General features: G+C 60.5%; 13 protein-coding genes, 1 tRNA gene and 1 riboswitch. Of the genes, 12 read left to right on the top strand and 2 right to left on the bottom strand.

The genetic code is table 11. The features are described 5' to 3' along the window. Window positions 1-44: 44 nt before the first annotated feature. The 12 genes from groES (at window position 45) to HMPREF9463_RS05060 (ending at window position 12,029) form a co-directional block, all read left to right on the top strand. Entirely contained in the window at window positions 45-338 is a 294-nt protein-coding gene (groES, locus tag HMPREF9463_RS05110; RefSeq protein WP_022094351.1) for a co-chaperone GroES, read from the top strand. A gap of 96 nt (window positions 339-434) precedes the next feature. Then, window positions 435-2,072, top strand: a complete 1,638-nt coding sequence (gene groL, locus HMPREF9463_RS05105; protein WP_022094352.1) for a chaperonin GroEL — start codon at window positions 435-437, stop codon at window positions 2,070-2,072. A 371-nt stretch (window positions 2,073-2,443) separates the two neighbouring features. Continuing rightward, window positions 2,444-2,636, top strand: a riboswitch (FMN riboswitch). Between the two features lie 5 nt (window positions 2,637-2,641). Then, a complete protein-coding gene (locus HMPREF9463_RS05100) occupies window positions 2,642-3,232 on the top strand; it encodes an ECF transporter S component (protein ID WP_035137573.1) in 591 nt (196 codons plus the stop codon). Then, window positions 3,229-5,133, top strand: coding sequence for an energy-coupling factor transporter ATPase (locus tag HMPREF9463_RS05095; RefSeq protein ID WP_035137572.1), 1,905 nt, complete (start codon window positions 3,229-3,231; stop codon window positions 5,131-5,133). The genes HMPREF9463_RS05100 and HMPREF9463_RS05095 overlap by 4 nt, the downstream gene beginning before the upstream one ends. After that, window positions 5,133-5,933, top strand: a complete 801-nt coding sequence (locus tag HMPREF9463_RS05090) for an energy-coupling factor transporter transmembrane component T family protein (RefSeq protein ID WP_035137570.1) — start codon at window positions 5,133-5,135, stop codon at window positions 5,931-5,933. Before HMPREF9463_RS05095 ends, HMPREF9463_RS05090 begins: the two co-directional genes overlap by 1 nt. A 30-nt stretch (window positions 5,934-5,963) precedes the next feature. Continuing rightward, window positions 5,964-6,410 carry a pyridoxamine 5'-phosphate oxidase family protein gene (locus tag HMPREF9463_RS05085; RefSeq protein WP_035137569.1) on the top strand — a complete coding sequence of 149 codons (447 nt, stop codon included), beginning with the start codon at window positions 5,964-5,966 and terminating at the stop codon, window positions 6,408-6,410. Window positions 6,411-6,464: 54 nt separating this feature from the next. Then, window positions 6,465-6,683, top strand: a complete 219-nt coding sequence (locus HMPREF9463_RS11340; RefSeq protein WP_232219756.1) for a pyridoxamine 5'-phosphate oxidase family protein — start codon at window positions 6,465-6,467, stop codon at window positions 6,681-6,683. 6 nt (window positions 6,684-6,689) lie between these two features. After that, window positions 6,690-6,875, top strand: coding sequence for a hypothetical protein (locus HMPREF9463_RS11335; RefSeq protein ID WP_232219755.1), 186 nt, complete (start codon window positions 6,690-6,692; stop codon window positions 6,873-6,875). A gap of 265 nt (window positions 6,876-7,140) precedes the next feature. After that, window positions 7,141-8,211, top strand: coding sequence for an N-acetyl-gamma-glutamyl-phosphate reductase (gene argC, locus HMPREF9463_RS05075; protein ID WP_035137568.1), 1,071 nt, complete (start codon window positions 7,141-7,143; stop codon window positions 8,209-8,211). A gap of 135 nt (window positions 8,212-8,346) precedes the next feature. Continuing rightward, window positions 8,347-9,615, top strand: a complete 1,269-nt coding sequence (argJ, locus tag HMPREF9463_RS05070) for a bifunctional glutamate N-acetyltransferase/amino-acid acetyltransferase ArgJ (protein WP_035137566.1) — start codon at window positions 8,347-8,349, stop codon at window positions 9,613-9,615. A gap of 81 nt (window positions 9,616-9,696) precedes the next feature. Next, a complete protein-coding gene (gene argB / locus HMPREF9463_RS05065; protein WP_035137564.1) occupies window positions 9,697-10,677 on the top strand; it encodes an acetylglutamate kinase in 981 nt (326 codons plus the stop codon). Window positions 10,678-10,745: 68 nt separating this feature from the next. Further along, complete coding sequence (locus HMPREF9463_RS05060; RefSeq protein ID WP_035137563.1) at window positions 10,746-12,029, top strand: aminotransferase class III-fold pyridoxal phosphate-dependent enzyme; 1,284 nt, start codon at window positions 10,746-10,748, stop codon at window positions 12,027-12,029. Window positions 12,030-12,168: 139 nt separating this feature from the next. Here HMPREF9463_RS05060 and HMPREF9463_RS05055 read toward each other — a convergent pair. Together HMPREF9463_RS05055 and asnB are read right to left on the bottom strand one after the other, a co-directional pair. Continuing rightward, window positions 12,169-12,244: transfer RNA gene (locus HMPREF9463_RS05055), tRNA-Val, on the bottom strand. A gap of 57 nt (window positions 12,245-12,301) precedes the next feature. Beyond that, the gene (asnB, locus tag HMPREF9463_RS05050) at window positions 12,302-14,170 is read right to left on the bottom strand and encodes an asparagine synthase (glutamine-hydrolyzing) (protein WP_035137562.1); all 1,869 of its coding nucleotides are present in this window, start codon (window positions 14,168-14,170) and stop codon (window positions 12,302-12,304) included. Window positions 14,171-14,346: the final 176 nt, after the last annotated feature.

Here is a 14,346-nt window from a genome sequence, read left to right as displayed (position 1 = left end):
ATTCGCGTGGTATAACCGCGCGGCCCAAAAAGGAGGAGACAAGCATGTCGTCTTTGAAGCCGCTTGCAGATCGTGTTCTGGTCAAGCCCGACGAGGCCGAGCAGAAGACCGCTTCTGGTCTGTACATCGCCAGCAACGCTCAGGAGAAGCCGCAGCGCGGCACCATCGTTGCCGTGGGCGCCGGCAAGGTCAACGACAAGGGTGAGCGCATCCCCATGGACGTCAAGGTTGGCGACGTTGTCATCTACGGTAAGTTCGGTGGCAACGAGGTCAAGGTCGACGGCGAGAAGTATCTGCTGATGCGCGCCGACGACATCTATGCTGTCGTCGAGGCCTAGTCTCGTCAGAATCTCTGATTCGTCTTTGAACGCGCCCGCCGCATAGGACTCGGAAGCGGCGGCGCGAGTCACATTTCTTTTGGAGGATTACCTACCATGGCAAAGAACATTACGTTCAACACCGATGCCCGCGCTAAGCTTGCCAAGGGCGTCAACACTCTGGCCGACGCCGTTACCGTCACCATGGGCCCCAAGGGTCGCTACGTTGCGCTGCAGCGCACGTTCGGTGCCCCGACCATCACCAACGACGGCGTTTCCGTCGCCAAGGAGATCGAGCTCGAGGATAACATCGAGAACATGGGTGCTCAGCTGGTGAAGGAGGTCGCTACCAAGACCAACGACACCGTGGGTGACGGCACCACCACCGCAACCCTGCTCGCTCAGGCCATCGTCAACGACGGTCTGCGCAACGTCGCCGCTGGCGCTAACCCGCTGGCCATCCGTCGCGGCATCGACAAGGCCGTCAACGCCGCCGTCGCCGAGATGAAGAAGCAGGCCAAGCCGGTCGAGACCAAGGAGCAGATCGCTTCCGTCGGTACCATCTCCGCCGGTGACCCCGAGGTCGGCGAGAAGATCGCCGAGGCCATGGAGGTCGTGGGCAAGGACGGCGTCATCACCGTCGAGGATTCCCAGACGTTCGATATCACCATCGACACCGTCGAGGGCATGCAGTTCGACAAGGGCTATGTCTCCGCTTACTTCGTCACGGACAACGACCGCATGGAGGCCGTGATGAAGGATCCGTACATCCTCATCACCGACCAGAAGATCTCCAGCGTCCAGGACATCATGCCCGTTCTCGAGGCTGTCCAGCGCGCTGGCCGTGGCCTGCTCATCATCGCTGAGGACATCGACGGCGAGGCTCTGCCTACCCTGGTCCTCAACAAGATCCGTGGCGCCCTCAACGTCTGCGCCGTCAAGGCCCCGGGCTACGGCGATCGCCGCAAGCGCATCCTCGAGGACATCGCCGTCCTCACCGGTGGCCAGGCTGCCCTGGACGAGCTGGGCGTGAAGGTTGCTGACATCACCGCCGATATGCTCGGTACCGCTAAGTCCGTCACCATCTCCAAGGACAACACCGTCGTCGTCGGCGGCGCTGGCTCCAAGGAGGCCATCGACGCTCGTATCGCTCAGATCAAGGGTGAGATGGAGAACACCACCTCTGACTTCGACCGTGAGAAGCTCCAGGAGCGCCTGGCCAAGCTCTCCGGTGGCGTTGCTGTCATCAAGGTCGGCGCTGCTACCGAGTCTGAGCTCAAGGAGATCAAGCACCGCGTCGAGGACGCCCTGCAGGCAACCCGCGCTGCTGTCGAGGAGGGCATTGTCGCCGGTGGCGGCGTCGCCTTCATGGACGCTGCTCCTGCGCTCGACGCCGTTGAGCTCGACGACCCCGAGGAGAAGATCGGTGTCGACATCGTCAAGAAGGCTCTGACTGCTCCGGTTGCTACCATCGCCAAGAACGCTGGTTTTGAGGGCGCTGTCGTGGTCGACAAGGTTGCCGAGCTGCCCGCCGGCCAGGGTCTCAACTCTGCCAACGGCGAGTGGGGCGACATGATTGAGATGGGCGTCCTCGACCCCGTCAAGGTCAGCCGCGTCACCCTGCAGAACGCTGCTTCTGTCGCCAGCCTGATCCTCATCACCGAGGCTACCGTCTCCGATGTGCCCAAGAACACTCAGCTTGAGGACGCTATCGCTGCTGCTACCGCTGGTCAGCAGGGCGGCGGTATGTACTAAGGCCGACAAGGTCTAGAACTCCCACCGGGAATCCGGGGGCGTGACGGGGGTTTCTCTCCGGAACGTCCTCGGACATGCAAAGAGGCTCCGCATCGCGCTTCGCGCTGCGGAGCCTCTTTGCGTCCTGCGGAAATGTTCCGGAGAGAAACCCCCGTCACGCCCCCGGATTCCCTGCGTTTGCGGCCTTGAGGTCGGCTCGCGGAGAAGGACGTGGTTGATGGGAATACGTGTCCCCCTCGCTGTTTCGCGTTTCGCGCGAAAGGCGCGCTACTTTGGGATGGGTGGGGAACGTGGTTGTTACGGCAACTGGTCTCCGCCATAAATTACCTTTGGCATACTTGCGCGAAAGCCTGCTGGTGCTACACTTGCAATTGCTGTTTCAGGGCGGGGTGAAATTCCCCACTGGCGGTAAATCGGGCGATGTCAAAGGGACACCGTGGCGCAGGTAAAGTGCCTGCGGCCGAGCCGATGAGTCCGCGACCCGTGTGTGCGTTGGTTCGCATGCCGGCTGAACTGGTGAGATACCAGTACCAACGGTTAGAGTCCGGATGAAAGAGGCAGGTGATCTTATGTCTGAACAGTCGCAGCATATCCATTTTGAGAACACGAATAGGTGGAGCACCAAACAGCTCGTTACCATGGCGTTGATGTGCGCCTTGGGAGCACTGTTTATGTATGTGCAGCTGCCCATCCTCCCCTCGGCGCCGTTTTTGACGTATGACCCGTCGCTGGTGCCGGCGATGGTGTGTGGATTTGCGTATGGCCCTGGTGCCGGCACCGCTGTTGCCGCTATGGCGATCGTTATCCATGCGCTTACCACGGGCGACTGGGTCGGCGCGCTTATGAACTTGGTTGCCACGATGGGCTATATTCTGCCCGCGGCTATCGTCTATCAGAAGATGCATACCTATAAGGGTGCCGTGATTGGCCTGGCGCTCGGCGTCATTGCCGCTACGGTGCTGTCTATGGTCGCAAACCTGACCATCGGCGTTTGGTTCTGGTATGGCTCGGCCGATGTGATTTTGCCACTCATGCTTCCTGCTGTTCTGCCGTTCAACCTTATCAAGACCGTGCTTAACTCGGTATTGACGCTTGCAGTGTACAAGGCGGTCTCTAATCTCATCACGCCCAAGAAGGACCAGGTCAAAGGTCGCGCATGATTGAGTGTCGGGGCGTTTCCTTTAGCTATGACGGTGTTGCACCGGCGCTCGATGGCATCGATCTGAACATCGAGGAGGGGGAGTTTTTCTGCATCCTCGGCGGCAATGGGTCGGGCAAGTCGACGTTTGCCAAGCATTTGAACGCGCTGCTGCAGCCCGATGCGGAAACGGTGTGTGTCAACGGCATGGACGCGTCCGATCCCGAGCTGGTCTACGATATCCGCTCGACTGCGGGCATGGTGTTCCAGAATCCCGACGACCAGCTTGTGGCGACGCTTGTCGAGGACGATGTTGCGTTTGGTCCCGAGAACTTAGGGGTCGAATCGGCCCAGATCGCGCAGCGCGTGCGCGAGGCGCTGAAGGCCGTGGGTCTGGTGGGCTTTGAGCGCCACGAGACCCACGCTCTCTCGGGCGGACAAAAGCAGCGCGTGGCGCTTGCCGGCGTGCTCGCCATGGAGCCGCGCGTGCTCATTTTGGACGAGGCGTCCTCGATGCTCGATCCGCGCGGGCGCAAGGGCCTTATGAAGGCCTGTCACGCGCTGCACGAACGCGGCATGACCATCGTGATGATTACGCACTTTATGGAAGAGGCCGCCGAGGCCGATCGAGTCGCGGTGTTTCGGGCGGGGCGCGTTGCCATGTTGGGCACGCCCGATGAAATCTTGACGCAGGCGGACGAACTCGCGCGGCTGAACCTGGATATGCCGGCATCGTGCTGTCTTGGCAGGGCGCTTCGTGCGAAGGGCGTGCCCGTTCACGCGCAGGTGCGCGAGGCGGATATGGTTGCCGAGGTTGCGCAGGCCTATACCGAGCGAAGTGAGGCGGGCACCGCGGGGCAGTCTTCCGCATCCCAGTCGGAAATCGCTGACGGCGCTGTTCCGGCAGACAATGAGGACAACGCGTCAGAGCCCGTCATCGAGATTTCGCACCTTTCGTATAGCTATTCGCTGAGCGCCCGCGAGCGTCGCCGTTGGCACAAGCGTTCAGCCGCCGAGGGCGCATCGAACAAGCAGACCCTCTGGGGCAACGACCCTAGCAGCCCTTGGGCGTTGCGTGATGTGTCGCTAACGGTGTGTCGTGGCGAGTTCCTGGGCCTTGCGGGCCATACCGGTTCGGGTAAATCGACGCTGGTTCAGCATCTCAACGGTCTGATTCGTCCCCAGGAGGGTTCTGTTTATGCGCTGGGGCTCGACCTGGTAAACAAGAAAGATGCCGCCGCGGTTAAGGCAAAGGTCGGCGTGGTGTTTCAGTATCCAGAGCGTCAGCTGTTTGCCGAGACCGTGGCACAGGACGTGGCATTTGGTCCGCATAACCTTGGCTTGTCACAGGCCGAGGTTGCCCGCCGCGTTGCGTCATCGCTCGCGCGCGTAGGCCTCGACCTGGCCACGGTGGGCGACAAGAGCCCCTTTGAACTTTCGGGCGGGCAGCAACGGCGCGTGGCATTCGCCGGCGTGCTCGCCATGGAGCCCGAAGTCCTGGTGCTCGATGAGCCCATGGCGGGACTCGATCCGGCGGCGCGCAGTGATTTCCTGGGGCTCATCGATCGACTTCACCGCGATGGCCTGACCGTCGTCATGGTCTCACACAGTATGGATGACCTTGCCAATTGCTGCGATCGTATTGTCGTGATGAACGAGGGCACGGTGTTTGCCGAGGGTACGCCCGCTCAGGTTTTTGCGTATGCCGATGAGCTCAAGTCGATCGGCTTGGGTGTTCCCGCTGCCCAGCGCATGGCGCTGGCGCTTGCGAGGGCAGACGTGCCGCTACGCTTGGACGGCCTCTATACGGTTGAGTCGTTGGCCGACGAGTTGGCAGATTTGCTGATCGGTTGCTCAGACGGTTCTTCTAACGTTTCGGACGAGGCCGAATCCAAGACGGTCGCGCGAGAGGAGGGCTGCTAATGGAGGCGTTTTCGTTTGGCAGCTACTATCCCGGCGATAGTACAATCCACCGCCTGGACCCGCGAACCAAGTTGCTCTTGGGCTTTGTGTTTCTGATCACGACGCTCACGGTCAGTAGCTTCCGCGGACTGGTCCCGGTCGCAAGCTTCGTTGTCCTGATCTATGCCGTGTCCCGGGTGCCGCTTCGCCGTGTCCTGTCATCGATGGCGCCGCTGCTGGCGATCGTCGTGGTGGTCGCGGTGCTCAACCTGTTTTCCGACCAGAGCGGGCGCATTCTGTGGCAGCTCGGCTTTTTGCAGATAAGCGAGGGCTCGCTGCATTCCGCCGCCTTTATGGCGTGCCGCCTGACCTTGATGATGGCCGGTATGAGCGCTATCACGCTCACCACACCGACGCTCGACCTCACCGCGGGCTTTGAGCGCCTGCTCGCGCCGTTTGCGTGTGTGGGACTTCCTGCGCACGAGCTCGGCATGATCATGGGTATCGCGCTGCGCTTTATGCCGCAGTTTGCCACCGAGATGAAGCAGACGGCCGATGCGCAGGCGAGCCGCGGTGCGCGCGTGACGGGAGGCCCGCTCGGCGGCGTGCGTATGCTCGGCAGTGTGGCGATTCCGCTGTTCACGGGCGTGTTCCGTCATGCCGAAACGCTGTCTGCCGCCATGGATGCCCGTTGCTATCATGGCGAGCAGGGCCGCACACGTCTGCATGCGCTTGCATTTGGCCGCGGCGACGCGTTGGCGGCGGTGGTGACGGCGTTGCTGCTCATCTGCGTCATTGTCATCAATCTTCAACTTGTTTAGGCGCGATTCGAGCGCAGGAAAGGGGTCCCTATGACCGACAACGACCGCACGGCGCAGCTCGAGCGCGCCTGTTCGTATCTTAGGCGTATTCCGGCGTGGTATCTCGCCACGATCGACGTGACGGACGGACATCAGCCGCGCGTGAGGCCGTTCTCGTTTGCCATGGTTGATGATGGCAAGCTGTGGTTTTGCACCTCGCGTGATAAGGATGTGTGGGCCGAGCTCAGCGCGAACCCCAAGTTTGAGGTTTCGGGTTGGAAACCGGGGGAGTGTTGGATTGTGCTGACCGGCGAGGCCGCGCTCGAGGACGACGCGGTCGTGAGCGACCGGGTGCGCCAAGCCGGCTTTAAGCACATGGTGGGCATCGGTGAAGACCACGAGGGCGCCAACGACGGTCGCCTTGCGTTTTTCTCGGTGCGCAATATCGCCGCCCGCTTCTGTGATATCGACGGCAGCGAAGAGCGCCTGGAGCTTTAACCATAGGGTAGCTAAAACAGCCCCGACCCAAAAAGACTAGTGACAGGGGGACATATGGACGGATTGAATACGGTGTTGGAGTATCTGACGTCGGTGCCGGCATGGTATTTGGCGACGAGCGTTGACGGACAGCCGCATGTGCGTCCGTTTTCGTTTGCGCAAATCCAGGACGGCAAGCTGTGGTTTGTAACGGCGCGCACCAAAGACGTGTGGCAAGAGCTGTTGCAAAATCAACGCTTTGAGGCCACGAGTTGGTGGCCGGGCCATGGCTGACTCATCTTGCGCGGGCATGCGGGTCTGGACGACCAGGCCGCTCCGGATATGCGCGAGGCAGGCTGGAAGCATCTGGAGCGCCTAGGCGAGCACTACGAGGGCGCAGGCGATCCCACGCTCGTCTTCTTTAGCGTGGAGGAACCCGAGGCCTTTATCTGCAACCATGACGAATGGGTGTCGATCGAGCTCTAAACGAGTCGCTCAGCAAGCTTCGACAATTCAAATTCTCGCATGTAGCGGGCCCCACATTGCAACGTCATCGTAAGGTGCATTGGGCAATGTGGGGCCCGTATTCATTTGTCAATTCCTTCGAGTGAATGTGTCGGGACTGTTTCAATGCATGAATATGTAAAAGATTTGCGTATATATGCATCTTTTGGTGCTAAAGTTTCAACCCACTTCATAACGACGGCTGCGGGATGCGCATTGGTGCATAACTGCAGACAAGGAGTCTGATATGTCATTAAAGGTTGGAATCGTCGGTGCGGCTGGATATGCCGGTGCCGAGCTCATTCGCCTCGTCCTCGGTCATCCCGAGTTTGAACTTGCTGTCATTACGTCCAACGCCGATGCCGGCCAGCCGTTGTCTGCGGTGTATCCGAGTTTCGCCGGCGTAAGCGATCTTGTCTTCACGACGCATGACGCCCCCGAGCTCAAGAACTGCGATGCGGTCTTTTTGGCCGTGCCGCACACGGCTGCCATGGCACAGGTGCCCGCCCTGCTTGCCGCGGGAGTCTCCTGCATTGACCTCTCGGCCGACTATCGCCTGAGCGATCCGGCCACCTTTGAGGCCTGGTATGCCGCCGAGCACACGAGCCCCGAGCTGCTCAAGACCCGCGCTTTTGGCCTGCCCGAGCTGTTCTGCCAGGACTTGGAGACCGCTGCATCCGACCACGCCGACGGCAAGCCCGTACTGGTTGCCTGCGCCGGTTGCTATCCCACCGCAACGAGCCTTGCTGCCGCGCCTGCCGTGCGTGCGGGCTGGGTGGCCGAGAGCGGCCCCGTGGTCGTTGACGCTATCAGCGGCGTGACAGGTGCCGGTAAGTCCTGTAACGCCCGCACCCATTTTTGCAGCGCAGACGAAAACCTGGAGGCCTATGGCGTGGGCAAGCATCGTCACACGCCCGAAATCGAACAGATCTTGGGCCTAACCGATCGCGTCGTCTTTACCCCGCATCTGGCACCGCTCAAGCGCGGCCTGCTCTCTACGGTGACGCTGCCGCTCGCGCCGCAGGCTCTCGACACACTGACCCTTGAGGACGTTGTCGACCATTACAAGCAGTTCTACGCCGGTCGAACCTTCGTGCGCGTACTCGATGCCGGCCAGCAGCCCAAGACGGCTTCGGTCGTCGGCACCAACGCCGCCCAAATCGGCCTCGCGCTCAACAAGCGTGCGGGCGTTCTGGTGGCTACGGGCGCCATCGACAATCTGTGCAAGGGTGCAGCAGGCCAGGCGGTCCAGTGCGCCAACATCGTCTTTGGTTTTGACGAACGACGAGGCTTGCCCACAGTGGCGTGCCCGGTGTAGCACATTCGATTGTTAGCGATTTGGTAGTCGGGCATCGAGTGGGGCGCCACTCTTAAGCTGGTCTCATGATTGTGGCTGGCATGGCGCACCAACCGATGCCCGCTTTTTTATTTGATATAAGGAGTCGTAGGGACGATGAATACAGAGCAGTTCGATATCAAAATTCGTGCCGTAGAGGGCGGCGTAACGGCGGCAGCCGGCTTTAAGGCGGCGGGCATCCATGCCGGATTCCGCAAGAATCCCGAGCGCCTGGATTACGCGCTCGTCGTGCCCGATAAACCCTGTCCCGGGGCCGGCGTGTTTACGACTAACCGCTTTTGTGCGGCGCCCGTGCAGGTGAGCCGTGCCAACCTGGGCGGTGCCGATAAGGGCTATGGCATCATCGCCGGCGTTTCGGTCAACTCTGGCAATGCCAACGCCGCCACGGGCGAGACCGGTCTTGCCTGCGCGCGCGAGACCTGCAACATCGCCTCGCAGGTCATCGGCTGCGAGCCCCAGCAGATTTTGGTCGCCTCCACGGGCGTAATTGGTCAGATTCTGCCGATCGACACGTTTGAGACGGCGATTCCGGCAGCTTATGAGGCGCTCTCCGCACACGGTGGCGCCGATGCCGCTCGCGCTATCATGACGACCGACACACACTCCAAGGAGTATGCCGTGTGTTACCGCAGCGAGGCCGCGGGGCACGCAGGCAATGCCTATACGGTGGGCGGTATGTGCAAGGGCTCGGGTATGATCATGCCCAACATGGCCACCATGATCGCGGTCATCACTACCGATGCCCCCGTCGAGCCGGCGGCGCTCCACGCCCTGTTGCTCTCCACCGTCAAGCAGACCTTCAACAAGGTAACGGTCGACTCCGACACCTCGACCAACGACACCTGCATCATGCTTGCCTCCGGCGCCGCAGCCGCGGATGCCGAGCCTATTGTCGAGGGCTCTGACGCCTTCGGCGAGCTGGCCTTTGCCGTGCATGAGGTGTGCGAGAGCCTGGCGCGCAACATCGCCGCAGATGGCGAGGGCGCATCCAAGCTCGTGACGGTTAACGTCACCGGTGCCGCGAACGACGAGGAGGCCGATATCGCCGCCCGTGCTGTCGCCAACTCGCCGCTCGTCAAGACCTGCATCGCCGGCCACGACTGCAACTGGGGCCGCGTTGCCATGGCGCTCGGCAAGTGCGGCGTGCAATTTAACCAAGAAGATGTGTCCATCGATATGATGGGTATGCCCGTCTGCCGCGACGGCCTGACCGTTCCCTTTGACGAGGACGAGGCGCTGCGTCGCTTTGAGGCGCCCGAGATTGTGATCTCGGCAGACCTGGGCGCAGGGGACGCGGCGACCACCGTGTGGACTTGCGACCTCACGCACGAGTACATCTCCATTAACGGTGATTACCGTTCCTAGACTCCCGATGCGCCGCGCGTCCCGTTGCAATCGCGGGCAACGAGGTGCGGCGCGATAGCTACACGAAAGACGAGGCAGACTATGAAGTTCGCACGCGATTGCCGCTCGAGCGAATCCAACGAAGTTACCGCGCAGCTGCTGTTCGAGGCGTTGCCGTGGATTAAGAACCTGACCGGTAAGACAGTCGTTATCAAGTACGGCGGTGCCGCCATGGTCGACGAGCAGTTGCGTCGTGACGTGATGAGCGACATCGTCCTGCTCAAGATTATCGGCATGCGCCCTGTTATCGTGCACGGTGGCGGCAAGGCCATCAACGAGGCGCTCAGCCACTACGACATCCCCGTCGAGTTTAAGAACGGCCAGCGCGTGACTACGCCTGCCACCATGGATATCGTGCGCGAGGTACTGGGCGGCAAGGTTAATCAAGAGCTGGTTGCTGCCATCAATCATCATGGCAACTTGGCTGTGGGCGTGTCAGGCAGTGACGCCGGTACGCTCATCGCCGAGCCGCTTGACCCCAAGCTCGGTCGCGTGGGCAAAGTGACGCACGTCAACACCGACTATATCGAGCGCTTGCTCGATAGCGAGTACATCCCTGTTATCGCCACGGTCGCGGCGGGGGAGGACGGCGGCTTCTTCAACATCAACGCCGATACCGCCGCCGGTGCTGTTGCTGCAGCGCTCCATGCGCACAAGGCGATATTCCTTACCGACGTCGACGGCCTATACAAGGACTTTAGCGACAAGGATTCGCTCATCTCCAACCTGACGCTGGACGAGGTTAACGAGATGCTCTACGGCGGCGAGGTCGACAAGGGCATGATTCCCAAGTTGCGAGCGGCTGTCGACGCCCTGACTGCCGGCGTGTTCCGTGCTCACATCATCAACGGCACCACACCGCACTCGCTGCTTCTGGAGCTGCTGACCGATGCCGGTGTCGGTACCGTGATCCACTCCACCGAGACGGCCTACGAGTTCGATACGCACCCGCATCCGCTTTCGACCTTTGCGGCGCGCCTGACCGAGAACCTCGACGAGGTCGAGAAGCTTCAAACGGTCTAGTCGGTTTTAAATCGCCACGCCATTACGCTTACAGTTTGCGCTTCCTGGCGCTTAACGAAAGGTATCCCATGTCACTTGCAGCTCAACAATCACTCGAATCCCATTATGTTATGCACACCTTTGGTCGCTCTCCGGTCGAATTTGTCGAGGGTCACGGTATGAAGCTCATCGGTGACGATGGCCGTGAGTATCTCGATTTTCTTGCAGGTATTGGCGTATGCAGCCTAGGCCACGGCAATGCGGCAGTGCTGTCGGCGCTCGAGACGCAGACCAAAAAGCTCTTGCATGTCTCCAACTATTTCTACATCGAGCAGCGTGGCCAGGTCGCGGCGCTGCTGTCCAAGCTTGCCAACGACGATGTAGATGGTGCGTGCGTGCTGGCCGATGCCATTGCCGCCGGCGATGAGACCACGGCCGCTGCGCTCGGCGCTCCGGCTGCGGGCGAGCAGGTGTGGGAGACGTTCTTTGCCAATTCTGGTGCCGAAGCCAACGAGGGCTCGATGAAGCTCGCACGTCTGTACGCCAAGCGTGCTGGTAACGGCGGCAACACCATCGTATGCATGCGCGGCGGCTTCCATGGTCGCACGCTCGAGACCATTGCCGCCACCATGCAGGATTGGCTACAGGATAGCTTCCGCCCGCTGCCGGGTGGCTTTTTGGCCTGCACGCCCAACGATGTCGACGAACTGCGTTCGATCTTTAAGCAGCTGGGAAGCGAAGTCTGCGCCGTCATGCTCGAGCCGATCCAGGGCGAGAGTGGTGTGCACCCCATGACTGAGGAGTTTATGACGGCGGCACGCGACTTGGCGCACGAGGTGGGCGCCGTTCTTATCGCGGACGAGGTCCAGTGTGGCATCTTCCGCTCCGGCAAGCCGTTTGCATTCCAGACCTATGGCGTGGAGCCCGACATCATGAGCCTTGCCAAGGGGATCGCCGACGGCGTCCCCATGGGTGCCGTGGTGGCAAAGAAGGAGATCGCCGACGTGTTTAAGCCGGGCGACCACGGCTCGACCTTTGGCGGTAGTTGCTTGGCTGTCGCGGCGTGCGCCGCGACGCTCTCCGCGCTTGTGCGCGGCGACTACGCTGAGCATGCCGCCAAGGTGGGTGCTTATATGGAGCAGGCGCTGGCCAAGCTTCCGCACGTTACCGAGGTACGCGGTCGCGGCTTAATGCTCGGCTGCGATCTGGATGACGCTGCGGGCGATGCGCATGATATTGTTGCCCGCGCGCTGGCCGCCGGCGCCGTGATTAACGCTACTGGTGCCCACACGCTGCGTTTCCTGCCGCCGCTTGTCTGCGAAGAAGCCGACGTGGACAGCCTGATCGAGATTTTGTCGGATGTTTTGGCCTAACACAGCGCGCTTCGCTCCTCGCGTGCTGCGCTGGAAAACGCTTCGCGTTTCCTCAGCTCCGCACCCTTGCGGGTTCGAATCCCTCTGCGATGGGCCCAAAAAGGAAAGGCCCCCATCGCTGGGAGCCTTTTCAATCAAGTGGTGGGCGATGAGGGATTCGAACCCCCAGCCTTGTGCGTGTAAAGCACCTGCGCTAACCGTTGCGCCAATCGCCCGCAGGGATTGAGTATAGCGGAAACCCCGTGCTGTTCACCGCTAATTCATAACGAAACTTACGCGGCGACTTCGGCGCCCTTGTCCTCGTCGATAAAGAAGCGCTTGTACCAGATGAGGAACGTCAGCGTGGTATAGATCTTGCGCTGGTTGAGCGCGCGACCCTCAAAGTGATCGTCAAGCAGTTTCATGAGCGCATCGGTGTCAAAGAAATCGGCAGCCCACGGTGCGGTGAAGTATTCCTTTACGTAGTCGTAGTACTTTTGCTCGCGCAGCCAGAACTTGACCGGTACGGGGAAGCCCACCTTCTTGCGCGTTGCCCACTCGTCGGGCAGCGTGCGGTTGGCAGCGTGACGCAGAACGAGCTTGCAGCCTTCTTCGTTAACACGGTAGTTGGCGGGAATGTGCTCGGCAAACTCCATGACCTTCTTGTCCAGGAACGGGACGCGGAGCTCCAGAGAATGCGCCATGCACATCTTGTCGGCCTTGAGCAGAATGTCGCCCGGCAGCCACATGTTCATATCCAGATACTGTTTCTTGGAAAGCTCGCAGCAGTTGGGAACTTGCTTGTAGTACTCGGCGCACATCTCCGCGGCGTTCTTGCCAGTGTCATAAGCGGGCTTGAGCACCTCGTCGACCTCGGAGGGATCGAACACCTTTGCCTGACCCACATACCAGCGCTCGGGAACCTCGGCGCATTTCGTCAGGAAGTTGTGGCCCTTAAAGTAGGGGAGATGCTGAACGAGCGAGCCCAGGGCGCGACGTACGCCGAGCGGCACGCGCTTCTTAAAGGAGCGCATCTCGGGGGTGTCCTCGTACCACTCGTAGCCGGCAAACAGCTCGTCGGCACCCTCGCCCGAAAGGACGACGGTGACCTCCTCGGAAGCCATCTGCGCCAGATAGTACAGCGGCACGCTGGACAGGTTCGATTGCGGCTCGTCCATGTGATACTGGATATCGGGCAGTGCATCGAAGAACTCGTCGGCGGTAATCATCTTACGCACGTTCTTGATGCCCAGCTTGTCGGAAAGCTCGGCAGCGTAGTTGGTCTCGTTGAAGTTCTTGTAATCAAAGCCGACAGAATACGTGGTGTCGGGCATGAGACAGGCGGCAATGTAGCTGGAGTCCACGCCGCCAGAAAGGAACGAGCCCACCTTAACATCGGCGATTCGGTGCGCAGCGACGCTTTCGTGCACGACCTTGTCGCACTCGTCCACGTACTCCTCGAAGGTCTTGGAGTTGTCGTCGGTGAAGTCACAGCTCCAGTAACGCTTGATGTCCATGGTGTTGGTCGTCAGGTCATACGTAAAACAATGCGCCGGGGCAAGCTTGAACACGCCCTTAAAGAAGGTCTCCTCCGTGGCGGGGAATTGCAGCGTCAGGTAGGGGCGCAGCGCGTCGTGGTTGACAGCCTTCTCAAACTTGGGATGGTCCAGGAAGCTCTTGATCTCGGAGCCAAACAGCAGCGAGCCATCGGATGCCTGGTAGTAATAAAACGGCTTGATACCAAAGATGTCACGAGCGCCAAAGAGCTTGTTCTTGTTCTGGTCGTGGATCACGAACGCGTACATGCCGCGTAGGCGGTTGACCAGGTCCTCGCCCCACTCCTCGTAACCGTGTACCAGGACCTCGGTATCGGCGTTGCAGTGGAAGGCGTAGCCGGCTGCCTCCAGCTCGGCGCGAAGCTCCTGGAAGTTGTAGATCTCTCCGTTGAAGACAATCGTGACCTTGCCGTCGTCGCTCGACATGGGCTGAGCTCCAGCTTCGGAAAGATCGAGAATCGAAAGACGACGGAAGCCAAGGGCAACGTTGTCAACGATATGCTGGCCGCCCATATCGGGACCACGGTGGATGATGCGATTCATCATGGCCGTGAGAACCAGCTCACTCTGTTCATCTGTACCGGTAAAACCGACAAAACCGCACATGCAAGATCCTTTCTGCTGACGGCTCAGGTGTACTGCCGCAAGGATTGCGGCAGCTGATGTCAAATAATCTTTACTATCATGCCAATCTTTTGTTTCGTGATAGGGCATAAGCGCCGAGCGAACCGAAAAAACCACGGCCCGATCTTCAGATGAAGCGGCGGGTCGTGGTTGTGAAC

Origin of the sequence: Collinsella sp. 4_8_47FAA, assembly GCF_000763055.1 — a bacterium.
In the GTDB taxonomy this organism is placed as follows: Bacteria; Actinomycetota; Coriobacteriia; order Coriobacteriales; family Coriobacteriaceae; genus Collinsella.
The sequence above is the reverse complement of the archived record's forward strand: the minus strand, read 5'-3'. Positions and strand labels throughout refer to the sequence as shown.

What these genes read in the sequence shown, in the direction of transcription:
- groES (WP_022094351.1), top strand. Translation starts at nt 45, where the DNA reads ATGTCGTCTTTGAAGCCGCTTGCAGATCGTGTTCTGGTCAAGCCCGAC.
- groL (WP_022094352.1), top strand. Translation starts at nt 435, where the DNA reads ATGGCAAAGAACATTACGTTCAACACCGATGCCCGCGCTAAGCTTGCC.
- HMPREF9463_RS05100 (WP_035137573.1), top strand. Translation starts at nt 2,642, where the DNA reads ATGTCTGAACAGTCGCAGCATATCCATTTTGAGAACACGAATAGGTGG.
- HMPREF9463_RS05095 (WP_035137572.1), top strand. Translation starts at nt 3,229, where the DNA reads ATGATTGAGTGTCGGGGCGTTTCCTTTAGCTATGACGGTGTTGCACCG.
- HMPREF9463_RS05090 (WP_035137570.1), top strand. Translation starts at nt 5,133, where the DNA reads ATGGAGGCGTTTTCGTTTGGCAGCTACTATCCCGGCGATAGTACAATC.
- HMPREF9463_RS05085 (WP_035137569.1), top strand. Translation starts at nt 5,964, where the DNA reads ATGACCGACAACGACCGCACGGCGCAGCTCGAGCGCGCCTGTTCGTAT.
- HMPREF9463_RS11340 (WP_232219756.1), top strand. Translation starts at nt 6,465, where the DNA reads ATGGACGGATTGAATACGGTGTTGGAGTATCTGACGTCGGTGCCGGCA.
- argC (WP_035137568.1), top strand. Translation starts at nt 7,141, where the DNA reads ATGTCATTAAAGGTTGGAATCGTCGGTGCGGCTGGATATGCCGGTGCC.
- argJ (WP_035137566.1), top strand. Translation starts at nt 8,347, where the DNA reads ATGAATACAGAGCAGTTCGATATCAAAATTCGTGCCGTAGAGGGCGGC.
- argB (WP_035137564.1), top strand. Translation starts at nt 9,697, where the DNA reads ATGAAGTTCGCACGCGATTGCCGCTCGAGCGAATCCAACGAAGTTACC.
- HMPREF9463_RS05060 (WP_035137563.1), top strand. Translation starts at nt 10,746, where the DNA reads ATGTCACTTGCAGCTCAACAATCACTCGAATCCCATTATGTTATGCAC.
- asnB (WP_035137562.1), bottom strand. Translation starts at nt 14,170, where the DNA reads ATGTGCGGTTTTGTCGGTTTTACCGGTACAGATGAACAGAGTGAGCTG.